The sequence below is a fragment of the Actinomyces urogenitalis genome, assembly GCF_002861525.1.
In the GTDB taxonomy this organism is placed as follows: domain Bacteria; phylum Actinomycetota; class Actinomycetes; order Actinomycetales; family Actinomycetaceae; genus Actinomyces; species Actinomyces urogenitalis.
On record NZ_PKHA01000001.1, the window covers coordinates 128515 to 152595 of the forward strand.

A 24081-nucleotide genomic window follows, 5' to 3' on the forward strand; every position below is an offset into this window, starting at 1 on the left:
TGGTCCCATGATCCTTGAGCGCACCCTCGCTGCCGTCTTCGGCGCCAACTGCTACGTGCTGGCAGCCGGACCCGGGCGCCCGGCCCTCGTCGTCGACCCTGGAGCCGGTGCCACGCGCGGCGCCCTGGCCCTGCTGCGCTCCCACGGCCTGAGCCTGGGAGCGGTCCTGCTCACCCACGGTCACGCCGACCACGTCTGGGACGCCCAGCGGCTCATTGACGCCGCCCACGCAGAGGGGCTGCTTGCCAGCCAGGACACGGTGACCGTGCCCGTCTACGTCCCTGAGCCGGACCGCTACCGTCTGGAGGACCCGGACACGACGACGGCGATCCGGGCCAACGGGATGACCTTCGCCCAGCTCGCCTCCAGCCCATGGCTGCCTCCCACCGACCTGCGCGTCCTGCCCGCCTCCGCCTTCTCCCAGGCCTTCGAGATCGTGCCGGGCGTGGCCCTGCAGGCCGTGGCCGCCCCGGGGCACTCGGAGGGCTCGACCCTCTTCTTCCTCAACGCCACCCTGGGCGACAATGACCTGCTCTACGAGGCCGAGGTCCTTGACGACCCCTCGACGGTGGAGGAGAAGGACTACCTCCTGGCGCTGAGCGGGGACGTCATCTTCAAGGGCAGTGTGGGGCGGACCGACCTGCCTGGTGGGGACCAGGTGCAGATGTGGGCCACGCTGCGCTTCCTGGCCCAGGCCGTGGACCCGGCCACGGTGCTCCTGCCCGGGCACGGGGCGGTGACGACGATGGAGCACGAGCACCGCGGCAACCCCTACCTGGCTGAGGCCAAGGTCCGCGGCGGGGACCGACACGCCTGATCCTGTGCGCTCCGCGCCCGTGGTGCCCGGGGTTCTGCGCCGGTGTCAGGACGTGGGAGAATGCCGGCCATGGCCTCATCCGTATCCGCGCGCCCAGCCCAGTCCACCCTGTCCGGTTTCCCCGAGTGGCTTCCCGCCGGACGTGTCATCGAGCAGCATTTCATCGACACCCTGAGGCACACCTTCGAGCTCCACGGCTACAGCGGTATCGAGACCCGCGCGGTGGAGCCCCTGACCCAGCTGACGAAGAAGGGGGAGACCTCCAAGGAGGTCTACCTCCTGTCCCGTCTCCAGGCTGATCCCAGCGAGCGGGAGCAGGAGGTCGATCCGGCCAAGCAGCTAGGCCTGCACTTTGACCTCACCGTGCCCTTCGCCCGCTACGTCGTCGACAACGCCGGAGTCCTGCACTTCCCCTTCAAGCGCTACCAGATCCAGAAGGTCTGGCGTGGTGAGCGCCCGCAGGAGGGCCGCTTCCGCGAGTTCTACCAGGTGGATATCGACGTCGTGGGTGACGGCGCCCTGCCGCTGCACTACGACGTCGAGGCCCCGCTCATCATGCACGAGGCCCTGTCCGCCCTGCCGATCCCGGCCGTGACCATCCACGTGTCCAACCGCAAGGTGGCCCAGGGCTTCTACCAGTCCATCGGCATCGGCGACGACCAGCTCATCGAGGTCCTGCGCGTGGTGGACAAGCTCGACAAGATCGGTCCCGAGGCCGTGGCGGCCGAGCTGGTTGAGGCTGTCGGGACCACGCAGGCCCAGGCGCAGGCGGCCCTGCGCCTGGCCACGATCTGCTCCCCGGACCCGCAGGCCGTGCGTGAGGCGGTGGCCCAGGCCCTTGACGGCGCTGAGCCCACCGAGCTGCTGGCCACGGGCCTGGATGAGCTGTCCGGCCTGCTGACCACCGCCGCCCGCCGTCGTCCCGGCGCGATCGTGGCGGACCTCAAGATCGCCCGAGGCCTGGACTACTACACCGGGACCGTCTACGAGTCCTTCATGGCCGGGGCCGAGGACCTGGGATCGGTGTGCTCGGGCGGGCGCTACGACTCCCTGGCCTCCAACGGCAAGCGCACCTTCCCGGGCGTGGGCATCTCGATCGGACTGTCCCGCCTGCTCTCACGCGTCATTGCCGACGAGCTGGTCGAGGTCAGCCGGGCGGTGCCGACGGCCGTCCTCGTGGCCGTGACCGACGAGGAGCACCGAGCTGCCTCGGACGCCGTGGCTGACGCCTTGCGCCGACGCGGCATCGCCACCGACGTCGCGCCCACCGCGGCCAAGTTCGGTAAGCAGATCAAGTTCGCGGACAAGCGCGGGATCCCCTTCGTCTGGTTCCCCGGCGCCCAGGGCGAGGAGGACTCCGTCAAGGACATCCGCTCCGGCGAGCAGACCCCGGCCGACGCGCAGACCTGGGTGCCCTCCGACCCGCAGGACCTGCGTCCCCAGCTGCGGGTACGCGGTGCCTGACACCCTCCTGACGCAGGTCGCCGGACTGCGAGCCTGCCTGGACGCCGTCGAGCTGCCCTACCGGCTGCCCGGCGCCGAGGCGAGCCGTCGGCAAGCCCATGACCTGGCGGCGCAGCTGGGCGGCTACGTCCTGCCGCGCCTGGAGTCGGCTGACGCCCCCGTGCTCGCGGTCGTCGGCGGCTCGACAGGCGCCGGCAAGTCCACCCTCGTCTCCTCGCTGGTGGGACAGGCGGTGGTGGCCTCCTCGGCCATCCGCCCCACGACGCGCCGGCCCGTGCTGCTGCACGCCCAGGGCGAGGGCCACTGGTTCGAGACCGACCGGGTGCTGGGCACGCTGGCGCGCGTGCGCGTGGACGCCCTGGCCGCGGCCACGCCTCCGGCCTTGGTGACGCCGCGCGAGCTGGAGCTGCGCGCCAGCTCGCAGCTGCCGGCGGGCATCGCGCTGCTGGACGCCCCGGACGTGGACTCCGTGGTCGATGACAACCGCGCCTTGGCCGCCACCCTGCTGGCCAGCGCGGACCTGTGGGTCTTCGTCACCACCGCCGCGCGTTACGCCGACGCCGTGCCCTGGCGGCACCTGCGTGAGGCGGCCCAGCGGGACGTCACCGTTGCGGTGGTCCTCAACCGGGTCCCGGCCCAGGCGCAGGAGGTCGAGGAGGACCTGCGCTCACGGCTGGGTGCCGCGGGCCTAGAGGACTGCCCGGTCTTTGTCATCCCTGAGACCGCTCGCGACGGGGACGGGCTGCTTGCCCCCGACGAGGTTGAGCCCGTGCGTAGCTGGCTGTGGTCACTGGCCGCCGACGCCCAGGCTCGCCGTCAGGTCGCCAGGCGCACGGTTCACGGGGCGCTCGAGGCTGCCGTGGCGCAGGCGAGCCATGTTGGCGACGCCCTGGAGAGCCAGGAGACACAGCGCCAGGAGCTGGCGCAGGAGGCCCAGGCCTGCCACGAGCGTGCCGGGCGGCGGGTCGCCGAGGCCGTGTCTGACGGAACGATCCTGCGCGGTGAGGTCCTGGCCCGGTGGCAGGACCTGGTGGGAACCGGCCAGTGGCTGCGAGGGCTGGAGCGGCAGGTCTCCCGGCTGCGTGACCGGGTCTCGGCGGCGCTCCTGGGCAGACCCACCCCGGCCGCCCAGGTGGGGGAGGCGATCGAGTCCAGCGTCGTCGACCTGCTCGTGGCTGAGGCCGGTGGGGCCGCCAGCCAGACGCTCCGGTCCTGGCGGCGCGTGGGGACCCTGCCCAGCCGCACGGGCCAGGCGGCTCAGTGGGGAGCAGGGGAGGAGGACCTGCGCGAGCGCGCGGGTGAGCTGGTGCGTGGTTGGCAGGCTGGTGTGCTGGAGATGGTGCGTGCCGAGGGCACGGACAGACGCCTGACGGCGCGTGTCCTGTCCTACGGGGTGGGAGGAGTCGGCGTGGCGCTCATGGTGCTGGTCTTCGCCCACACCGGCGGACTGAGCGGCGCCGAGGTCGGGATCGCGGGAGGTACCGCCTTGGTGGCGCAGCGGCTGCTGGAGGCTGTCTTCGGCGACCAGGCGATGCGCACGATGGCTAAGCGTGCCTATGACGACCTCATGAGGCGGGTCCAGGAGCTGCTTGCCACGCAGCAGCGCGCCGTCCTGAAGACCCTGCCGAGCAGCGCACCTGAGTCCGGCCTCCTGCGCGAGCATGTCAGAGGGGTCGAGGTAGCCGTGCAGGAGTGGCGATGAGCAAGACCCTCCAGGACAAGCTGGCCGCCCTGGACCAGGCGGTCACCCTGGCCCAGGAGCTGGACGAGCCCACCCTTTCCGCAGCCCTTGCCCCGGCCCATGACCTGCTCACACGAGCCGGCCAGCGGCGTGCCCTCGCCCCGCTGTCCTGCGTCGTGGCCCTGCTGGGAGCCACCGGCTCGGGCAAGTCGAGCCTGTTCAACGCGCTCCTGGGTAGCGAGGTCGCCCAGGCCTCCCTTCGCCGCCCGACGACGACGGCGCCGCTGGCCGCTCTTTCCCCCACACAGGCCGATGAGGCTAGCGAGCTCCTGGACTGGCTGGAGGTGACTCAGCGGGCCTGGGTGCCGGCGGACCTGGGGGAGCGCACGATCCTGCTGGACCTGCCCGATATCGACTCTGACGAGCCGTCTCACCGCGCGAGCGCGGCGCGTCTGGCCGGGATGGTGGACGTGCTCGTGTGGGTCCTGGACCCGCAGAAGTACGCCGACGGCGTCGTGCATCACGGCTTTCTCGCGCCGATGGCCGCTCACAGCGCGGTCAGCGTCGTCGTCCTCAACCAGGTCGACCGGCTCACCCAGGACGAGCAGGCGGCGCTGGCCTGCCACCTGAGCCAGCTGTTGGCGGGCGAGGGCTGGGCCACCGTGGCGCCGGTGCTCGTCAGTGCCCGCACCGGCCAGGGCGTAGAGAAACTGCGTGACACGATCCGCCAGGTCGCTGGGCGTCGGGAAGCGGCGAGCGCCCGGCTGGAGGCGGACCTGCGGACGGTGGCACGCGCGGCCAGCCAGGCTGTGGGCGGGCCAGGCGAGATGGAGGGGAGAGCCAGCGAGGCTGACCAGCGGGCCGCTCTGGCTGAGCTGGAGGACGCCGCGGCTGCGGCCGCGGGCGTGGAGACGGTCACGCGCGCCGTCGGCCGTAGCCTCGTCCTGCAGGCCGCAGGCTACGTCGGCTGGCCACCGCTGCGGTGGGTGGCGCGACTGCGTAAGGACCCGCTACGCGGCCTGCACCTGAGCGCTGGAAGAGCTGGGCAGCCCACCGGCCAGCCTCGTGGCGTCACGCCCAGGAGCGAGGTCATCGGCCGCAGCTCCTTGCCTCCTGTCCGCCCCGCGGCCAGCGGCCGCCTGCGCACCGCAGCTCGGCAGTGGTCCGCGGCGCTCGCTTCCCACCTGCCCGAGCCCGCACGCGACGAGATCGTCAGCCACGGTGAGGAGCGTGCCGAGGCGCTCCTGGAGGACCTGGACGTGGCGGTGAGCCGCACCCCGCTCATCGCGCCCCGAACCCCGCGGTGGTGGTCTGCGGCCAGCGTCCTGCAGTGGGCCTTGGTCTGGACGGCCCTGGCTGGTGGCGCGTGGCTGGGGCTCACGCACCTGCTGCGCATGCTGCTTCTGATGGACCTGCAGCCGCCTCGCTGGGGCCTGGTGCCCTGGCCGGCGGTGCTGCTCGTGGGCGGCGTCGTGCTCGGGCTGGTGGCCTGGGTCTTGGGACGGGCCCTGGCACGTGCCGGGGCGCGTCGTGCCCAGCGGCGTGCTGCGCGCAGGCTGCGTGAGGCCACGGACGGCGTCGTGCGCTCAGGCGTGGTCGAACCGGCGCGCGCCGAGGTCAGCCGGTGGGAGGACGTCAGGCGTGTGCTGTCCGAGCTGGCCGCGCCGGAGCGCCGCTAGACCTGTGCGCGATCAGTGACGCAGCACGACGGCGGCCGGCCCCTGCTGGGGCCGGCCGCCGTCGTCAAGATGCTTACCAGCGGTCCCGGTCACGCCCGCGGTCCGAGCGGTAGCCGCCGCGTCCGCCGTCGCGGCCTGCGCGCTCGGAGCGGTAGCCACCACGTCCTTCGTCACGCCGGCCGCGCTCGCCGCGGTAGCCACCACGCTCGCCGCGGTAGCCACCACGTCCTTCGTCACGCCGGCCGCGCTCAGAGCGGTCCTCGCGCCCACCGCGGTCGGAACGGTAGCCGCCGCGGCCCTCGCGGTAGCCGCCGCGTCCGCCGTCGCGACCCTCGTCACGCCGGCCGCGCTCAGAGCGGTAGCCACCACGTCCTTCGTCATGCCGGCCGCGCTCAGAGCGGTCGGAACGGTAGCCGCCGCGTCCGCCGTCCTCACGGCGGGGACGCTCAGCGCGGCGCTGGCTGTGCTCGGAGGGAGCGTTGTCGCTTCCGTCCCAGCCGTGGCCCGGCCCCTGGTCGGGGTGGATCCGCAGCTCGCGGCCGCCGAAGGTCGCCCGTCCCATGGCCTGAAGCTGCTCGTCGCTCAGCGGTGTGTGGATCTCGACCAGGGAGAAGGACTGCAGGATGTCGATCTTGCCGATATCCGACCCGGAGATCCCTCCCTCGTTGGCCAGTGCGCCCACGATCGCCCCGGGCAGCACGCGGTCGCGGTGACCGACCTCGACCCGGTAGACCGTGCCGGTGCCGTCCTCGTGACGGCGCCCGCCGCGGCTGGCGCCAGGCTTGCCCTCGATCCGGTCACGGCCGCGCCCACGCTCGCCACGGTCACGTCCGCCCTCGAATGTGGCCGAGACGAAGGTGCCCTCGGAGTCGACGTTCTCCTCGCGGCGCACGCGCTGGCGCGGCTCCTCCTTGCGCTCCTGCCAGGTCTTGGGACCGGCGTCGCCTACGGCGAGGGCCAGCAGCGTGGCCGCCAGGTCGCTCACCTCGATCTCCAGCTCGGCTGCCTTGTCCTGGACCATCTCGGTGTACATCTCCAGCCGGCCGCGCTCGTGGCGCTGCGCCGCCTTGTCCAGCAGCGTGGCCGCGCGGTGGCGTGAGACGTCAGCGGGGGAGGGCAGAGTGATCTCCTCCAGCCTCGTGCCCGTCAGACGCTCGATCTGGCGGAGCTTGCCCTTCTCCTTGGGGGTGAGGAAGGTGACCGCCTCGCCGTGGCGGCCGGCACGGCCGGTGCGGCCGATGCGGTGGACGTAGGCCTCGGCCTCACGAGGTACGTCGAAGTTGACGACCAGGCCGATACGGTCCACGTCCAGGCCACGTGCAGCCACGTCCGTGGCCACCAGCACGTCCAGGGTGCCGCTGCGCAGGCGCTCGACGAGGCGCTCGCGCTCACGCTGGGGGACGTCGCCGGAGATCGCAGCGGCCTGGATCCCTCGGCCTGCCAGCTCGATGGCTACGTCCTCGGCCGTGGACTTGGTGCGCACGAAGACGATGGCGGCCTCAGCCTCGGTGGTGGCCAGGACTCGCGAGACCGCGCCGACCTTGTGGCGGAAGGGCACGACGGCGTAGGTCTGGTGGACCGTGTCCACGGTCGAGGACTGGCGCGAGACCTCTACCCGTGCCGGGTCGCTCAGGTGCTGACGGGCCACCGCCTGGATGGCGGGGGGCATGGTGGCAGAGAACAGCGCCGTCCGGCGCTCGGCAGGCAGGGAGGCGGCGATCGTCTCCACGTCCTCGGCGAAGCCCATGCGCAGCATCTCGTCAGCCTCGTCAAGCACGAAGTAGCGCACAGCGCCCAGGTGCAGGGCGCCCTTGTCGATGAGGTCGATGACGCGCCCGGGGGTACCCACGACCACCTGGGCGCCCGACTTCAGGGCGCCGATCTGCGGGCCGTAGGGGGCGCCACCGTAGACGGCGACGACGTCGAGCCCGCGTGAGCGTGAGGCCATGTCCGTGATGGCCTCGGCACTCTGCAGGGCCAGCTCACGGGTGGGCGCCAGGACCAGGGCCTGGACCTCGCCGTCACGGGCGTCGACGGCGTCGAGCAGCGGCAGGCCGAAGGCGGCGGTCTTGCCGGTGCCGGTCTGGGCCACGCCGACGACGTCACGGCCCGACAGCAGGACCGGGATCGCCTCGCGCTGGATCGCGGTGGGGGTGACGTAGCCCATGTCGGTCACGGCCTTGAGCAGGTCAGCAGGCAGGCCGAGATCGGCGAAGGTGACGTCCTCAGGCTTGAGGTCAGCGGCGTCGTCCTGCTCAGCCTCGTCCGCGGAGGCCGCCGAGGCGCTGGTGGGGGCGAAGGGCAGGTGCCCGTCGACCTGGTCCTCCTCCAGCTCCTCGCCCTCAGCGTCGTCCTCGTCAGGCTCAGAGCCGTCCTCGGGATCGTTCTCGGGCAGGTTCAGCTCGCCAGCGGTGTCGACGTCGTCAGGCTCGTCCTCGGACTCGACGAAGCTGTCGAGCTCCTCGTCCGGGGTCTGGGAGGAGGCGCCGGCTACCTCGGCGTTGAACAGGTCGTCCAGGCTCAGGGGGCGATCGCCCTGGCCCGAGGAGGCAGAAGATGCAGTGGACCCAGTGGTGCTACTCATTGATGTTCCCGTCTGTGGCCCGTCGGGGCCGGTCGCGGAGTGTGGGGCAGGTCCCTTCGACCAGCCTCTTGCCGCACCGCACCCACCACACTCGCCCCGCACCAGGCCATGGACGGCGGTGACTGACGGGCTTGACGCACAGACTCACGGGTCCCTGCCCGCCTCCAGGGACGGTGCAGGACCCGAACGGGGCTGACAGCACGGATCGCTCCTGCCTCGAAGGTTACGGGGCCGGGAGCCAAACGGCGAGGGCTGGCGCGCCGCACCGCCTCAGGTCACACGTGAGGCCGGACACCAGGTGAGGCATTCCTGAACCGTGCGTGTGCTCCTGTAGGATGCGTGAGCATCATCTCATTTCCACCTCGGCGCTCGCGCCGACCAGCCACCGGGATCCTACCTTGAGCCTTCTGTCACGCTTCTCGCGCCCTGACCCGACGCCGCGGGCAGGCGCGGACTCATCGCAGGTGCTCGCGCCACTGAGCCAGGACCGGTTGCTTGCTCTGTTCAAGGAGCGGGACTGGCGCTACTTCATCGACTCCGACGGCGACCTGGGCGGGATATGGGACGATGCTACTTTCTACTTCAACCTGGGTGGGCAGAAGCAGGAGGTGCTGCGCATCTGGGCACAGCTGCCAGGCACCATCGACGCCAGCCACCTGGAGCAGGTGCGCACGGTCCTGGACGCCTCGCACCGGCGCAGCGCCTGGCCCACCGCGTGCTACCGGATTGACGACGACGGCGAGGTGCGGGTCTTCGCCTGCCACGCGGTGGATTACGAGTACGGTCTGAGCGATCTCCAGCTGGCCCAGCACGTGGACTGCGCGATCGCCACGGTCAACGGTCTGTTCGCAGATCTCAACGAGGTGCTAGGACGGTGAGGGGCGTGCGAGGTCTCTTCTCCAGGGCGCGGCGCCGGGACTCTGGCGCTGCCAGCGCGCCGGACGCCCAGCAGGTGCGTCCCCTCACGCGTGAGCGTGTGCAGGAGCTGCTCGAGCGTCACGGCTGGGTCTACGAGACGGACTGTGACGGCGACCTGGTAGGACGCTGGGACGATGACCTGCTGACTTTCATGGTGCGTGGCGAGAGCGGGGAGATGCTCAACGTCATGGGTTACATGCTTGAGGACCTGCCCCTGGAGCGCCTGGATGAGGTGCGCTTCGCGCTGGAGGACTGGCACCGCGAGCACATCTGGCCCACCTGCTTCTGGCGCGAGAACGATGACGCCCTGACCTTCTCCGTCGGCGCCTCCCACATGGTCGACTGGGAGCACGGGGTGGCTGACTGCCAGCTCGAGCAGCAGGTGGCCTGTGCGATGGGAACGATCGCTGACGCCTTCGCGGATGTGCGGAGCCGGCTCGCACTGCGTGCCGACAACCTGAACGAGAGCCAGTGGTGATGACTGAGCACTTCCAGGGTCCGGGCTACGGCATCACTGCGACCAACGGGTCCTCGCAGGTGCCGCTGTCTACGGTGGGCCTGGCGAGCATCCTGTCTGAACGTGGTTGGCAGGCCCGCTTCGATGGCGAGGGTGACCTCATCTGGGACTCGCCCTTCGGCCCCTGCTTCTTCCAGGTCTACGGTGACCGCCATGACACGCTGTCGGTACAGGCTCAGTTGCCGGCGCTCGTGCCCGCGGACCCGGAGGCTCAGGTCTGAGGCGTCGTCGACCAGTGGCGCCGAGAGGTTCCGTGGGCGACGGGCGCGGTGCACATGCGCCTGGCTCCCGGCTTGCCCGGGCAGTGAGCACCAGCGTGCGCTATCCCGACGGGCTGACGGCTGAGCAGATGGCCTACCAGGTCGGCCACGCCGTCCACACCCTCAGCGTGATGCTCTCCGTGGCTGCCGGTCAGCTCGGTCTGGGAACCCTGCCGGTGGCGGACCCGCCGGCGCCCGAGCCCACCAGCGTCCTGCCGCTGCCGAGCAGCCAGCGGGTCCAGGACCTGCTGGCATCTCGTTCCTGGACCTACCAGGTCACGCCCGCCGGCGACGTCGTGCTGCCCTGAGGACAGGACGTCTTCCACCTCATGGTCCGTGGTGGCCGTGGAAGCTCCCTGGTAGTCGTCGGCGACCTGGGGCTGGACCTGCCGGTCTCTGGCCTGGCCGCGCTACGTGACTTGCTGGAAGCCGGCCACCGCAGCCACCCGATGCCCGCCTGCTTCTGGAACCAGCAGGGGCACGCCGTGCGTGTGGGTGCCGCGTACGGGGTGGACTGGGGCGCCGGCGTCACGCAGGCCCAGCTTGCTGCCCAGGTCGACGGCGCGATCACCGCCATGACTGAGGTCTTCGGGCAGCTGCGCACGCAGCTCGCGCGCTGAGCCTGGCCCGCGGCGCCGTCCGTTGTCGGGCAGTGGGAGGGCCGAGCGCTAGGATCACCCTCAGCGCCCGCCCGTCTCGCGGTGCGCTCCGCCGGGCGCCGGAACCATGCGCCCCCCAACGGAAGGGACCACAACCCGTGCTGCGAACCCGCACCGCAGGAAGCCTGCGTCGCACCGACATCGGCCAGACCGTCACCCTCACCGGCTGGGTGGACCGCCGCCGTGACCACGGAGGGGTCGCCTTCATCGACCTGCGTGACGCCTCGGGTATCGCCCAGGTCGTCATCCGCGAGGAGGTCGCCCACGACCTGCGCGCCGAGTACGTCCTTCAGGTCACCGGCGAGGTCAGTGCCCGCCCCGAGGGCAACGCCAACCCCAACCTGCCCACCGGCGAGATCGAGGTCGTCGTCTCCGACGTCGAGATCCTCAACCCCTCCGCCCCGCTGCCCTTCCAGGTCTCCGACCACGCCGAGGATGCTGGAAGCGTGGGGGAGGAGGCGCGACTGAAGTACCGCTACCTCGACCTGCGTCGCTCCTCCATGCAGCACGCCATCCGCCTGCGCTCCCAGGTCTCCCAGGCCGCGCGCAAGGTGCTGGCCAGCCACGACTTCGTCGAGATCGAGACCCCGACGCTCACCCGTTCCACCCCTGAGGGTGCACGCGACTTCCTCGTGCCCGCGCGTCTGGCGCCGGGCTCCTGGTACGCCCTGCCCCAGAGCCCCCAGCTGTTCAAGCAGCTGCTCATGGTGGCCGGGATGGAGCGCTACTACCAGATCGCCCGCTGCTACCGTGACGAGGACTTCCGCGCTGACCGCCAGCCCGAGTTCACCCAGCTCGACATCGAGATGTCCTTCGTCGAGCAGGAGGACGTCATCAAGGTCGCCGAGGACGTCCTCAAGGAGGTCTGGGCTCTCATCGGCTACGACCTGCCCACTCCGATCCCGCACATGACGTACAAGGACGCCATGGAGAAGTACGGCTCGGACAAGCCGGACCTGCGCTTCGGCCTGGAGCTGACGGACCTGACCGAGTACTTCAAGGACACCACCTTCCGCGTCTTCCAGAACGAGTACGTCGGATCCGTCGTCATGCCGGGCGGTGCCTCCCAGTCCCGACGCACCTTTGACGCCTGGCAGGAGTGGGCCAAGCAGCGTGGCGCCAAGGGCCTGGCCTACGTCACCGTCTCCGAGGACGGGGAGCTGGGCGGCCCGGTGGCCAAGAACATCACCGAGGCCGAGCGTGCGGGCCTGGCCGAGGCCGCTGGCGCCAAGCCTGGTGACGCGATCTTCTTCGCCGCCGGCGGCGTGGACGCCTCGCGCGCCCTCCTGGGCGCGGCCCGTCTGGAGATCGGCAAGCGCTGCGGCCTCATTGACGAGGACGCCTGGTCCTTCGTGTGGGTCGTGGACGCCCCCCTGTTCAAGCCCTCGGCCGAGGCCAAGGCGGAGGGCGACGTGGCGCTGGGCAAGTCCGCCTGGACCGCCGTCCACCACGCCTTCACCTCGCCCAAGCCTGAGTGGCTGGACTCCTTTGACAAGGACCCGGGCCACGCCCTGGCTTACGCCTACGACATCGTGTGCAACGGCAACGAGATCGGTGGCGGCTCGATCCGTATCCACCGCAACGACGTCCAGAAGCGCGTCTTCAACGTCATGGGGATCGGTGAGGAGGAGGCGCAGGCGAAGTTCGGCTTCCTGCTCGACGCCTTCAAGTTCGGTGCCCCGCCCCACGGTGGCATCGCCTTCGGCTGGGACCGCATCGTCTCCCTGCTCACCCACGCCGACTCCATCCGCGACGTCATCGCCTTCCCCAAGTCCGGTGGCGGCTACGACCCGCTGACGGACGCGCCTGCTCCCATCACGCCCGAGCAGCGCAAGGAGGCCGGCGTGGACACCGTGCCTGAGGACAAGGACGCCAAGGCTGCGGCCAAGGCGGACTGAGCACTCACGCCTCAGCCTCGCCCAGGCTGAGGCGGCACCGCGGCCGGCGGCCACGCACGAGCGTGAGCCGCCGGCCGCCGTCGTCCTGGGAGTCGGCCCCGTCCGGCCCCGCGGGCGTCGAGACCTGGAGCACAATAGGGCCATGTCGCGCTACATCGAGCTCCACCCGGTCAACCCGCAGGCACGCCTGGTCTCCAAGGTCGTGGACACGCTTCACGACGGCGGCCTGGTCGCCTACCCCACGGACTCCGGCTACGCGCTGGCCTGCGCCCCGGGGAACAAGGAGGGCCTGGACCGCATCCGGGCCATCCGACAGCTCGATGACAAGCACAACTTCACCTTCGTGTGCGCCGACTTCGCCCAGGCCGGCCCGCTGGCGATCGTGGGCAACAACGCCTTCCGCCTCATCAAGCGCCTGACTCCGGGGCCGTGGACCTTCATCCTCAAGGGCACCAAGGAGGTCCCCCGGATGACGCTCAACCCCAAGAAGCACACGCTGGGCGTGCGCATCCCTGACCACGCCATCACCCAGGCGCTCGTGGCCGGCTTCGGCGCCCCGATCCTGTCCTCAACCTTCATCCGTCCCGGCAACGAGGAGCCCGAGACCAGCGGCTGGGAGATCGAGGACGCCCTGGGTCACCTCATTGACGTCGTCATCGAGGGGCCGGTGACCTCCACCGAGCCGACGACGGTGGTGGACCTGACCAGTGACGTCCCCGAGGTCGCTCGCGAGGGCGCCGGGGACGTGAGCCTGCTCTAAGGGCACTGTCTCGCTGGCCGCCTCAGTGCCGGATACCGTAGCGCTCGTAGAGGCGGCGCATCGGCTGCGGCGCCCACCAGTTCCACCGACCCAGGAGGGTCATCGTGGCGGGCACGAGCAGCATGCGCACGAGCGTGGCGTCCAGTGCCACGATGACGGCTAGCGCCAGCCCGACCTGCTTGATGATGAGCAGGTCGCCTCCCACGAAGCCGAGGAAGACCAGCACCATGATCAGCGCCGCCGAGGTGACGATCCGTCCTGAGTGCTGCAGGCCGCGCTCGACGGCGGTGTCGTTGTCGCAGCCGGCGTCCCAGTACTCCTTGATCCGGGCCAGGATGAAGACCTCGTAGTCCATAGCCAGCCCGAATCCGACGCCGACGGCGGTGACCACGACGTAGGCCTCCACACCCCCGATCGGGGTGAAGCCGAGCAGACCGGTCAGGTGCCCCTCCTGGAAGACCCACACGAGGACCCCGATCGAGGCGGCCAGGGACAGGGCGTTGATGACCAAAGCCTTGAACGGGACGAGCACCGATCCGGTCATGAGGAAGAGCAGCACGAAGGTTGCCAGGGCGATGACGGCGACCACCCAGGGCAGGCCGTCCAGCACGGCGGAGCGGAAGTCCAGCTGGCTGGCCGCCTGCCCGGTCACCCAGGTGTCGGCGGGGGCGGCCAGGTCCCGCACCGCCTGGACGGCCCGCTCGCTGGAGGCCTGCGTACCGTCTCCGGCCAGGTCGAGGTAGACCACGGTGTACTGCCCGGCGGTGGCGGACTGGAGCACCGAGTCCACTCCCGGGGCGGCAGCGACCTGGTCATTGATGAAGGTGGTCACCTCCTGCCCGGTCGCGGCGATGATGAGGGTGGCGTCCTGCTGCTGGGTGGCGGGATAGTCCTCCTGCAGGACCGTGAGGTAGGTGCGCTGGGGCGAGGCGCTGGGCAGCAGCTCGGTGGTGGAGGTGAGCAGGTGCATGCCGCGCACCGGCAGCGCCAGGGCGACCAGGATGAGGAGGCAGGCTCCCAGCACGAGCCAGGGCACCCGGTGGACCGCACGCGCCAGGCGTGAGAAGAAGCCCTCCTGGCGGGTGACGTCGCCAAGGTGGCGCTGCAAGGTCCCCAGCACCGGCAGTCGTCCCAGCGGTGAGGGCCGAGCCAGTCGCTCTCCCGCCAGCACCAGGACGGCGGGAACGAGGGTGAGTGCCGCGGCGACGGCGATGAGGACGACGGCGATCGAGGCCACAGCGATCGAGCGCAGGACGTCGGTGCCCATGAGCAGGAGCGAGAACAGGGAGATGGCGACGGTCAGGCCCGAGAACAGCACGGTACGGCCGGCGGTCGTGATCGTCGTCGTCAGGGCCTGGGCTACCGGGCCGCTACGACGGCTACGACGTCGGTTGCGGCGGGCCTGGCCCGCACCTGCGCTCTCCTGCGGCACCTGAGCCGGCTGTGCGAGCTCCTCGCGGTAGCGCGAGGTGATGAGCAGGGCGTAGTCGATCGACAGGCCCAGGCCGATAACGGTGACGATATTGACGACGAAGGACTGCAGGTCCACGAGCGTGGAGGCGATCCACAGCACGCCGAAGGAGCCTGCGATGGAGGACAGGGCCCCCAGGATGGGCATCCCGGCCGCCAGGAAGCCGCCGAAGACGAGCACCATGACCACGAGGGTCACCGGCAGCGCGATCATCTCCCCGCGCACGAGATCGGACTCCACCTGCTGGCTGACCGCGGCGGACATGAGGTGGTCATCGGAGACGATGCCCTGGGCTGTGGCGCTGACCGACCGCAGCTCGCCGGGAACCTGGGCCAGGCGGGCCTCGACCTGCTCGACCATGTCGGCGACCTTCTCCTGGTACTCCTGGTCGTCGGGGGAGGAGACCTCCTCGCCGTTGGGGTCGACCGTGACGACCAGAAGGAAGCCATCGAGGTCCTTGGAGGCCAGGACGCGGGCGGCCGGCTGGTCGAGCATGCCGGGGACGACGAAGGGGTCGAGGACGTTGGTCTGGCCGACCAGGGACCCCAGCTCCTTGTGGACAGGCTCCAGCGCCGTGGCCACGGCCTGCTGGGTCGTGGCCTGTGAGATGTCGACGCCGGTGACCAGGAGGCTGACGGTCTGTGCGTCCCCGGTCAGGGTCGAGATGATCTCCTCGCCCTGGGCCGACTGGGTGCCGCCGATGGTGGCGGCGTCGGTCTCCAGGCGGTCAAAGAGCCCTTTGCCGCCCAGTCCGGTCAGGGCCAGAACCATGAGCACGGCCGCGAGCGCGGCCCAGACGGCGACGACGATCCAGGCGTCCTTGAGGAGACGTCGTGCGAGCCAGGTGAGCATGAGGTCATTGTCCCACGAGAGATAGGCTCGGCCTGTGGACCTGTTTGACAGCGCCGGGCGGGACGAGGTGGGCCTGCCCGTGGACCCGCACGCCCCTCTGGCGGTGCGGATGCGCCCGCGTACCCTCGACGAGCTCGTGGGCCAGGGGCACCTGCTGACCGCCGGCTCGCCGCTGCGGCGCCTGGTCTGCCCGGCGGACGACGGCGGTGTGGCGGGCGCGGGGGTGTCCTCAGTGATCCTGTGGGGCCCTCCCGGAACCGGAAAGACCACCCTGGCCTACCTCGTGGCCCGGGGATCGGGGCGCCGTTTCGTCGAGCTGAGCGCCGTGACCGCCGGGGTCAAGGACGTGCGCGCCGTGGTCGAGGCGGCCAGGAGGCTGCTGGCCTCCAGCGGCGAGGAGACGGTGCTCTTTGTGGACGAGGTCCACCGCTTCTCCCGCTCTCAGCAGGACGCCCTGCTGCCCAGCGTGGAGAACCGCTGGGTCACCCTCATGGCTGCCACGACGGAGAACCCGAGCTTCTCGGTGGTCTCGCCCCTGCTCTCACGCTCCTTACTGCTGACGCTTCATCCCCTGTCTGCCCAGGACGTGGGCAAGGTGGTCGACCGCGCGCTCGTCGACGAGCGTGGCCTGGGCGACGCCGTGGGTATCGAGGAGGAGGCCCGGGAGCAGGTCGTGCGCATGGCCGGCTCGGACGCACGCAAGTCCCTCACCGTCCTGGAGGCGGCAGCCGGGGCGGTGCTCTCGCGCAGCCAGGAGGCCGGCCAGGACCAGTCGCGCCCGGTGATCACGCTGACCGACGTCGAGCAGGCCGCGGACGTGGCCGCGGTGCGCTACGACCGCCAGGGTGACCAGCACTATGACGTCATCAGCGCCTTCATCAAGTCGATGCGGGGCTCGGACCCGGACGCGACCCTGCACTACCTGGCGCGCATGATCGCGGCGGGGGAGGACCCGCGCTACATCGCCCGGCGCATCACCATCCACGCTGCCGAGGACGTCGGGCTGGCTGACCCCTCGGTGCTGACCACGGCGGTGGCCGCGCAGCAGGCGGTGACGCTGATCGGTATGCCGGAGGCCCAGCTGGTCCTGGCCGAGGCGGCGCTGGCTGTGGCTACGGCGCCCAAGTCCAATGCCGTGACGGTGGGTATCTCCCAGGCCCTGGCGGACGTGTCAGCGGGCAAGGGCGGGGCGGTGCCGCCCCATCTGCGCGACGCCCACTACGCCGGTGCCAAGGCGCTGGGCCACGGGGAGGGCTATCTCTACCCCCATGACTTCCCTCACGCCGTCGTCGCCCAGCAGTACCTGCCTGAGGAGCTGGCCCACGCGCGTTACTACGAACCCACCTCCCACGGGCACGAGAAGCAGCTGGCGGCTCGGCTGGAGGCCGTGCGGCGGATCCTGGGTCGCCCGTGAGGTGCGCGCTGACCGGCCCGGGCTGGCTGCCAGGCGTGGTGGCGACCCTGGCCACCGGGCTCGTGGCCGGCTTCCTGTCCGGCCTGTTCGGCGTAGGTGGGGGACTGGTCATCGTGCCCGCCCTCATGGCCGTGCTCGGCATGGACCAGCGCCGGGCCGCGGCCACCTCGCTGGCCGCGATCGTGGTGACGGCGGCGGTGGGCTCAGCCTCCTACGCCGCCCGGGGTGAGATCTCAGTGGTCGGGGCGGGCGTCCTCGTGGCCGGCTCGCTCCTAGGAGCGCAGCTCGGCACCTGGCTGCTGCGCAGGCTTCCTGAACGTGTCCTGCCGTGGACGCTCATCGGCTTCGTGGCCCTGGTCATCATCACCCAGCAGCTGCGGGTACCGGTGCGGCAGGCGGCGCTTGAGCTCGACCCTGCGCGCGTGGTCGCCCTGGTGGGGGTGGGCGTGGTGGCGGGTGTGCTCTCAGGCCTGGTGGGGGTAGGCGGTGGCAGCGTCATCGTCCCTGGTCTGGAGCTCGTGGTCGGCGTGGGCGACCTCCTGGCGCGCGGCACCTCCCTGCTGGTCATGATCCCCACCGGGATCGCTGGGACGGTCTCCAACGCCCGTCACCACATGGTGGACCTGAGGACCAGCCTGCTCGTGGGCGTGGCCGCGGTGGCAGCGGCGCCGCTGGGGGTGAGCAGCGCGGCCGCCCTGAGCCCGGCGGCCGGTAACGTGGCCTTCAGCCTGTTCCTCCTCGCCGTCGTCGTCCACACCCTCGTGCGCAGCCGACGCTGTGTCCGGGCCTCGCAGCAGGGCTGAGGAACGCCTCACACCGGCCTGTCCTGGCTCGCTGACGGGGCCGAGCAACCGCTAGAGTGCCGGGGTTGCCAGTGCGTGCGAGAGTGCGTGCTGGCGCTCCTGGGGTCCTGGCCCTCCGAGGCTGACCCCGCGCCGGAAGCACCCGCTGCCGGCGTGCGACACGATCCGACAGGAAGAAGAGACTTATGAGCTCCTCCCGTTCCCGCCGTCAGGTGCGCCTGTCCCGCGCCCTCGGCATCCCGCTGACCCCCAAGGCCGTGCGCTACTTCGAGAAGCGCCCCTACGGCCCCGGTGAGCACGGCCGTGCCCGCCGTCGCACCGAGTCCGACTACGCCGTGCGTCTGAAGGAGAAGCAGCGCCTGCGCGCCCAGTACGGTATCCGCGAGGCTCAGCTCCAGCGTGTCTTCGAGGAGGCTCGTCGCGAGAAGGGCCTGACCGGTGAGTCCCTGGTTGAGCTGCTGGAGATGCGTCTGGACGCCCTCGTCCTGCGCGCCGGCTTCGCCCGCACCATCGCCCAGGCCCGCCAGGACGTCGTCCACCGTCACATCCTGGTCGACGGCAAGGTCGTGGACCGTCCCTCCTTCCGCGTCAAGCCCGGCCAGACCATCCAGGTTCGCCCGCGTTCGCAGGTCATGGTCCCCTTCCAGATCGCCGCTGCTGGCACACACCGCGACGTGCTGCCCGCCGTCCCGGAGTACCTGACCGTCGAGCTGGAGAAGCTCTCGGCCACGCTCGTGCGTCGTCCCAAGCGCGACGAGGTCCCCGTGACCTGCGACGTCCAGATGGTCGTCGAGTACTACTCGCGCTGATCACGCCCCGCGCGTGACGCAGCCGGGCGCCCCGAACCGCTGGCCGGTTCGGGGCGTTCCGGTTTTCCGGGGTAGTCTCAGCCCTGGTCTTTTACACTCGTACCACTGAGGAAACAGAGCACACTCCTATGCGCACCTCCGAGATCCGCTCACGCTGGCTGGACTACTTCGCCTCGCAGGGCCACGAGATCCGTCCCTCGGTCTCGCTGGTCTCCCCGGAGCCCTCCATCCTCTTCACCGTCGCCGGCATGGTGCCCTTTATTCCCTACATCCTGGGCACGGAGCAGGCGCCGTGGCCTCGCGCCGCCTCGGTGCAGAAGTGCATCCGCACCAATGACATCGACAACGTCGGCCGCACCACGCGTCACGGCACCTTCTTCCAGATGAACGGCAACTTCTCCTTCGGGGACTACTTCAAGGAGGGGGCCATCTCCTACGCCTGGGACCTGCTGACCGGGCCCCAGTCCGAGGGCAAGTACGGCCTGGACGGTGATCGGCTGTGGATGACGATCTGGGAGAAGGACGAGGTCTCCTGGAACCACCTGACCAAGGTGATCGGTGTGCCGCAGCAGCACGTCCAGAAGCTGCCCTTTGAGGAGATCTCCTGGTCCACCGGCCAGCCCGGCCCCGCCGGTGCCTGCTGCGAGATCCACTACGACCGCGGCGCCCAGTACGGTCCGGACGGCGGCCCGGTGGCCGATGCTCAGGGTGACCGCTTCCTGGAGATCTGGAACCTCGTCTTCGATGAGTTCCTGCGCGGGGAGGGCGAGGGCCACGACTTTGAGCTCGTCGGCAAGCTCGACCAGACCGCCATTGACACCGGTGCGGGCCTGGAGCGGCTGGCCTTCATCATGCAGGACAAGCCCAACATGTACGAGATCGACGAGGTCTACCCCGTCATCGCGGCTGCTGAGGCGATGAGCGGCAAGAAGTACGGCCTGGGAGCGGCCGGCCCTAGCGCGGGGCAGGCCTACGAGGACGACGTGCGCATGCGCGTGGTCGCCGACCACGTCCGCAGCGCCCTCATGCTCATTGGCGACGGCGTGCGCCCGGGCAACGACGGCCGCGGCTACGTGCTGCGTCGCCTCATCCGCCGCGCGGTGCGCTCCATGCGTCTGCTCGGCGTGCTGGACGCAGCGATGCCCACCCTGCTGACAGCCTCCAAGGACGTCATGAAGCTGTCCTACCCCGAGCTGGAGACCGGCTGGGCGCAGATCTCCGAGGTCGCCTACGCCGAGGAGGACGCCTTCCGCCGTACCCTGGCCGCCGGCACGACGATCCTGGACACGGCCGTGGCCGCCGCCAAGGAGAAGGCCAAGGACTCCGGGACCAAGCCGGTGGTTCCCGGCTCGGTGGCCTTCGAGCTGCACGACACCTCCGGCTTCCCCATCGACCTGACCCTGGAGATGGCTGCCGAGCAGGGCGTCGAGGTCGACGAGCTCGCCTTCCGCAACCTCATGGCCGAGCAGAAGGAACGGGCCCGCGCTGACGCCCGCGCCAAGAAGGCGGGCCACGCTGACATCCGCGCCTTCCAGGAGATCGAGAAGGCGATGGGTGGTGGCTCCACCTTCCTGGGCTACACCGAGTCCAGCGCCGAGGCGGTGGTCACCGGACTGCTGGTCGACGGCGTCCCACAGCCCGCTGTCACGGCTCCCGCTGAGGTCGAGGTCGTCCTGGACCGCACCCCCTTCTACGCGGAGATGGGTGGCCAGCTCGCCGACCAGGGCGTCATCCGCCTGGCTGACGGTGGCGTCGTCGAGGTCGTCGACGTCCAGGCTCCCATCCGTGGCCTGTCAGTCCACCGCGGTCGACTGACCGAGGGCACGATCGCGTTGGGTGAGCGTGCCTACGCTGAGATCGACTCCGCCCGCCGCCTGGCGATCGCTCGGGCGCACACCGCGACCCACATGGTCTACGCGGGCCTGCGCCAGGTGGTCAACGAGCATGCCGACCAGGCCGGAAGCGAGAACTCTCCGTCCCGCCTGCGCTTTGACTTCCGCCACGGCTCGGCGCTGTCGGCCGGCCAGGTGGGCGACATTGAGGCCCTGGTCAATGACAAGCTGGCCCAGGACCTGACGGTACGCACCGACGTCATGAGCCTGGACGAGGCTCGCCAGGCCGGTGCCATTGCGCTGTTCGGGGAGAAGTACGGCACCGAGGTCCGCGTGGTCACCATCGGTGACGGCTTTGACAAGGAGCTGTGCGGCGGTACCCACGTGCCCTCCACCGGCCACATCGGCCGGGTGGCGGTGCTGGGAGAGTCCTCCATCGGCTCGGGCGTGCGACGCATCGACGCCCTCGTGGGTGACGGTGCCTACGACTTCCAGGCCAAGGAGCACGCTCTGGTCTCCCAGGTCACGGCCATCGTCGGTGGCCGCTCGGACGAGCTGCCCGAGCGCATCGCCTCGCTCATGACGCGACTGAAGGAGGCCGAGAAGAAGCTCGCTGCAGCCGAGCAGGCGGCCATGGTGGCCAAGGCCGCCGAGGTCGTTGACTCAGCGGAGCGTGTGGGCGGCTACCTCCTGGCTTCGGCCAATCTGGGCAGCGTCGGCTCGGCCGACGCCCTGCGCAGCCTCGTGCTCGACGTGCGCCAGCGCCTGGGGGAGGGCGAGCCGGCGGTCGTGGCCGTGGGCGGAGTCAGCGGCGAGCGCCCGCTGGTCATCGTGGCGACGAACGGGGCCGCCCGAGACCTGGGCGCGAAGGCCGGAGACCTGGTCCGGGTGGCGGCCAAGACCCTGGGCGGTGGTGGCGGCGGTAAGCCGGACCTGGCCCAGGGCGGCGGCCAGGACGCGGCGGCCCTGGACGAGGCGCTGCGCGCGCTCTCACACGCCCTGGCCGGCTGAATCGGCGGTGCCTGTGCGCTTGGGAAGTAGACTCGCCTTTGACGTCGGCAAGGCCCGCGTCGGCGTCGCCCGGTGCGACGCCGACGCGATCCTGGCCGTCCCAGAGTGCACACTGACCCGAGACCGCTACGGAGCCGATCTGGAGGAGGCGGCTGACCTGGTCGAGGACTACGAGGCGATTGAGGTCGTGGTCGGCCTGCCGATCCAGCTCAGCGGCGGCTCCACGGCCTCCACCCGTGACGCGCGTGGCTGGGCCCGTCAGCTAGCGGCGCGCGTCGGCCCGGTTCCGGTACGCCTGGTTGACGAGCGACTCAGTACGGTCAGTGCCCACCAGGCCCTGCACGGCTCAGGACGGCACGCCAAGGACTTTCGACCAGTGGTTGACCAGGCCGCGGCTGTCGTTATCCTCGAGCAGGCCCTGGAGATCGAACGCAGGACGGGGCGGCCAGCAGGCGAGCCCGTGACGCCCAGCCAGAGAGGTGGACTATGAGCCAGGACGACTTCTTCGCCACCTTGGGCGAGGGCGAGGGCGAGGCGCAGCCGCCTGCGCCGCGTCAGACCCGCTCCGCTCGGCGTGAGCGCAGCCGGCAGTGGCTCCAGCAGCGTCGGCGGCGTCGCCGTCGCGCTCTCATCTCTACCCTCGTCCTCGTCCTGGTGCTGGCCGGCGTCGGGTTCGTGGCCTACCAGGCCCTGGACGTGGTCAAGGGCGCGGTCAGCGGCTCGGGTACGGTCTCGGACTACACCGGGGCCGGTACCGGTGAGGTGGTCGTGACCATTCCTGAGGGCGCCTCCGGCGGCGAGATCGGTCAGATCCTCAAGGACGCCGGCGTCGTGGCTACGGTGGGAGCCTTCACTGACGCCTATGCCGCCAACTCCAACGCCTCCAAGATCCAGGCCGGCACCTACACCCTGCGCCTGCAGATGTCGGCTGCCAACGCGGTGGCGGCCCTGCTGGACCCGGCCTCGCGATCGGACCACACCCTGACCATCCCCGAGGGCTACACCATGGCCCAGGTCAAGGACCGCCTGGTCTCCGTGGCCGGCTTCACCTCCGAGGAGGTCGACGCCGCCTTCGCTGACGCCTCAGGTATCGGTCTGCCTGAGGCCGCCGGTGGCCAGGTGGAGGGCTGGCTGGCGCCGTCGACCTACGACGTGCCGGAGAACGCGGCGGCGACTGACGTCGTGGGGGCGATGGTGAGCCTGACGCTCTCCCGTCTGGAGTCGGCGGGCGTAGCGGCCTCCGACTACGAGACCGTGCTCATCAAGGCCTCGATCGTCGAGCGTGAGGTCGCCTCGGCCAGCTACTACGGCCAGGTGGCCCGGGTGATCGAGAACCGCCTGGCGGACACTGACGGCGAGACCAAGGGCAGGCTGCAGATGGACTCCACCGTGCTCTACGGGCTCGGACGTACCGGAGGCATCCCGACGGCGGACGAGGTCGCCGACGCCTCCAACCCGTACAACACCTACCAGCACGAGGGCCTGCCGCCCGGCCCGATCTCCAACCCCGGTCTGGAGGCGATCCAGGGCGTCATCAACCCTCCGGCCGGTGACTGGCTGTACTTCGTCACGGTCAACCTGGACACCGGAGAGACGCTCTTCTCAGCCACTCACGAGGAGCAGCTGAAGAACACTGAGCAGCTGACCGCCTGGTGCCAGGAGCATGCCGAGACCTGCTCGGGGCAGTCGACCAGCAGCGCCGGGAACTGACCATGTCTGTCAGGCACCGCGCCGCCGTCATCGGTCAGCCGGTCGCACACTCCCTGTCACCGGTGCTGCACCGAGCGGCCTATGAGGACCTAGGCCTGGAGGACTGGGAGTACCTCAGCCGTGAGGTCGCGCCGGGTGAGCTGGAGGAGCTCTTGGCTCGGCTGGGGGCACCGGCGGGCGAGGCTCCTACCTGGGAGGGGCTGAGCGTGACGATGCCGCACAAGCAGCGCCTGCTCACTCTCGTTGACATCGTCGATCCTCTGGCGCAGACGGTGGGGGCCGCCAATACGGTGGTTGCTCAGCGCTCAGGTACGGGCCCGGCGCTGCTGGCGGCCTTCAACACCGACGTTGCCGGGATCGTCGGGGCGCTGCGTGAGACTGCCGGGCCCGCGGCAGCAGGAGGCGGCACGGCCTTCGTCCTCGGCTCGGGAGCGACGGCCTGCTCGGCCCTGGCGGCGCTGACCGAGCTGGGCGCGCGCAGGATCGTCGTCGCGGCGCGCCATCATGCGGGTCCCGGCCGGGCCCTGGCAGCGGCGCACCGGATGGGGCTGGAGATCGAGGCGCTGACCTGGCGCCCGCAGGAGGAGGCCTCCTGCCGTGAGGTGGCCCAGGCCCTCGCCGGTGCGCAGCTGGCGGTGTCCACCCTGCCGGCTGGCGCGGCGGACGCGCTCGTGCCTGCGCTGCGCCGGGTCGCTGGATCGCGCTCGGCGCTGGAGCAGGCCACGCTGCTCGACGTCGTCTATGACCCGTGGCCGACTGCCCTGGCTGCTGCCTGGCAGGAGGCCGGGGGAGTGGTGGCTCCGGGCTGGCTCATGCTGCTCCACCAGGCCGTGCCGCAGGTGCGACTCATGACCGGTCACCTTCCGGATGCGCAGGTCATGCGTCGCGCCGTCCTCCAGGCGCTGTCCGCCCGGTAGACCCGTGCGCTGAGACCCCGGCCGA

General features: G+C 70.7%; 20 protein-coding genes. 18 read left to right on the top strand and 2 right to left on the bottom strand.

Translation table 11 applies throughout. The features are described 5' to 3' along the window. Positions 1–7 precede the first annotated feature (7 nt). Genes CYJ26_RS00575 through CYJ26_RS00590 form a run of 4 tightly spaced genes read left to right on the top strand, consistent with a single transcriptional unit; the run spans position 8 to position 5641 of the window. Positions 8–817, top strand: coding sequence for an MBL fold metallo-hydrolase (locus CYJ26_RS00575; RefSeq protein WP_101637773.1), 810 nt, complete (start codon positions 8–10; stop codon positions 815–817). A gap of 60 nt (positions 818–877) precedes the next feature. Then, positions 878–2281: a histidine--tRNA ligase gene (gene hisS, locus CYJ26_RS00580; protein ID WP_006549801.1), complete on the top strand. Its 1404-nt coding sequence runs from the start codon at positions 878–880 to the stop codon at positions 2279–2281. Continuing rightward, positions 2274–3983 carry a GTPase domain-containing protein gene (locus CYJ26_RS00585; protein ID WP_101637774.1) on the top strand — a complete coding sequence of 570 codons (1710 nt, stop codon included), beginning with the start codon at positions 2274–2276 and terminating at the stop codon, positions 3981–3983. The genes hisS and CYJ26_RS00585 overlap by 8 nt, the downstream gene beginning before the upstream one ends. Continuing rightward, on the top strand, positions 3980–5641 hold the full coding sequence (locus CYJ26_RS00590; protein ID WP_101637775.1) for a GTPase: 1662 nt from the start codon (positions 3980–3982) through the stop codon (positions 5639–5641). The genes CYJ26_RS00585 and CYJ26_RS00590 overlap by 4 nt, the downstream gene beginning before the upstream one ends. Positions 5642–5714: 73 nt before the next feature. Here CYJ26_RS00590 and CYJ26_RS00595 read toward each other — a convergent pair whose 3' ends face one another. Further along, positions 5715–8225 carry a DEAD/DEAH box helicase gene (locus tag CYJ26_RS00595; protein WP_101637776.1) on the bottom strand — a complete coding sequence of 837 codons (2511 nt, stop codon included), beginning with the start codon at positions 8223–8225 and terminating at the stop codon, positions 5715–5717. Positions 8226–8623: 398 nt separating this feature from the next. Here CYJ26_RS00595 and CYJ26_RS00600 point away from each other — a divergent pair, with 398 nt between their 5' ends. From CYJ26_RS00600 to CYJ26_RS00630, 7 genes are all read left to right on the top strand, one after another. After that, positions 8624–9103, top strand: coding sequence for a type III secretion system chaperone family protein (locus CYJ26_RS00600; RefSeq protein WP_180950808.1), 480 nt, complete (start codon positions 8624–8626; stop codon positions 9101–9103). Between the two features lie 5 nt (positions 9104–9108). Next, the gene (locus CYJ26_RS00605; RefSeq protein ID WP_048780455.1) at positions 9109–9621 is read left to right on the top strand and encodes a type III secretion system chaperone family protein; all 513 of its coding nucleotides are present in this window, start codon (positions 9109–9111) and stop codon (positions 9619–9621) included. Beyond that, complete coding sequence (locus CYJ26_RS00610; RefSeq protein ID WP_006549794.1) at positions 9621–9881, top strand: hypothetical protein; 261 nt, start codon at positions 9621–9623, stop codon at positions 9879–9881. Before CYJ26_RS00605 ends, CYJ26_RS00610 begins: the two co-directional genes overlap by 1 nt. Positions 9882–9964: 83 nt before the next feature. Continuing rightward, complete coding sequence (locus CYJ26_RS00615) at positions 9965–10228, top strand: hypothetical protein (RefSeq protein WP_006549793.1); 264 nt, start codon at positions 9965–9967, stop codon at positions 10226–10228. Between the two features lie 21 nt (positions 10229–10249). After that, positions 10250–10540, top strand: a complete 291-nt coding sequence (locus CYJ26_RS00620) for a YbjN domain-containing protein (RefSeq protein ID WP_006549792.1) — start codon at positions 10250–10252, stop codon at positions 10538–10540. 137 nt (positions 10541–10677) lie between these two features. Continuing rightward, complete coding sequence (gene aspS / locus CYJ26_RS00625; protein WP_006549791.1) at positions 10678–12477, top strand: aspartate--tRNA ligase; 1800 nt, start codon at positions 10678–10680, stop codon at positions 12475–12477. A 142-nt stretch (positions 12478–12619) separates the two neighbouring features. Further along, positions 12620–13237, top strand: coding sequence for an L-threonylcarbamoyladenylate synthase (locus tag CYJ26_RS00630; protein WP_006549789.1), 618 nt, complete (start codon positions 12620–12622; stop codon positions 13235–13237). Between the two features lie 22 nt (positions 13238–13259). Here the strand turns inward: CYJ26_RS00630 and CYJ26_RS00635 are convergent, their stop codons facing one another. Further along, entirely contained in the window at positions 13260–15560 is a 2301-nt protein-coding gene (locus CYJ26_RS00635) for an MMPL family transporter (RefSeq protein ID WP_006549788.1), read from the bottom strand. A gap of 34 nt (positions 15561–15594) precedes the next feature. On the opposite strand from CYJ26_RS00635, the gene CYJ26_RS00640 reads away from it, so the two are divergent. The 7 genes from CYJ26_RS00640 (at position 15595) to CYJ26_RS00670 (ending at position 24056) form a co-directional block, all read left to right on the top strand. Then, a complete protein-coding gene (locus CYJ26_RS00640; RefSeq protein ID WP_006549787.1) occupies positions 15595–16974 on the top strand; it encodes a replication-associated recombination protein A in 1380 nt (459 codons plus the stop codon). Further along, the gene (locus CYJ26_RS00645; RefSeq protein WP_006549786.1) at positions 16971–17777 is read left to right on the top strand and encodes a sulfite exporter TauE/SafE family protein; all 807 of its coding nucleotides are present in this window, start codon (positions 16971–16973) and stop codon (positions 17775–17777) included. Before CYJ26_RS00640 ends, CYJ26_RS00645 begins: the two co-directional genes overlap by 4 nt. 185 nt (positions 17778–17962) lie before the next feature. After that, positions 17963–18586, top strand: a complete 624-nt coding sequence (rpsD, locus tag CYJ26_RS00650) for a 30S ribosomal protein S4 (RefSeq protein WP_006549785.1) — start codon at positions 17963–17965, stop codon at positions 18584–18586. A gap of 128 nt (positions 18587–18714) precedes the next feature. Next, positions 18715–21429, top strand: coding sequence for an alanine--tRNA ligase (gene alaS, locus CYJ26_RS00655; RefSeq protein ID WP_101637778.1), 2715 nt, complete (start codon positions 18715–18717; stop codon positions 21427–21429). Between the two features lie 13 nt (positions 21430–21442). After that, a complete protein-coding gene (gene ruvX / locus CYJ26_RS00660) occupies positions 21443–21919 on the top strand; it encodes a Holliday junction resolvase RuvX (protein WP_034235550.1) in 477 nt (158 codons plus the stop codon). After that, positions 21916–23139, top strand: coding sequence for an endolytic transglycosylase MltG (gene mltG, locus CYJ26_RS00665; protein ID WP_006549782.1), 1224 nt, complete (start codon positions 21916–21918; stop codon positions 23137–23139). The genes ruvX and mltG overlap by 4 nt, the downstream gene beginning before the upstream one ends. Positions 23140–23141: 2 nt before the next feature. Beyond that, complete coding sequence (locus tag CYJ26_RS00670) at positions 23142–24056, top strand: shikimate dehydrogenase (protein ID WP_101637779.1); 915 nt, start codon at positions 23142–23144, stop codon at positions 24054–24056. Positions 24057–24081: the final 25 nt, after the last annotated feature.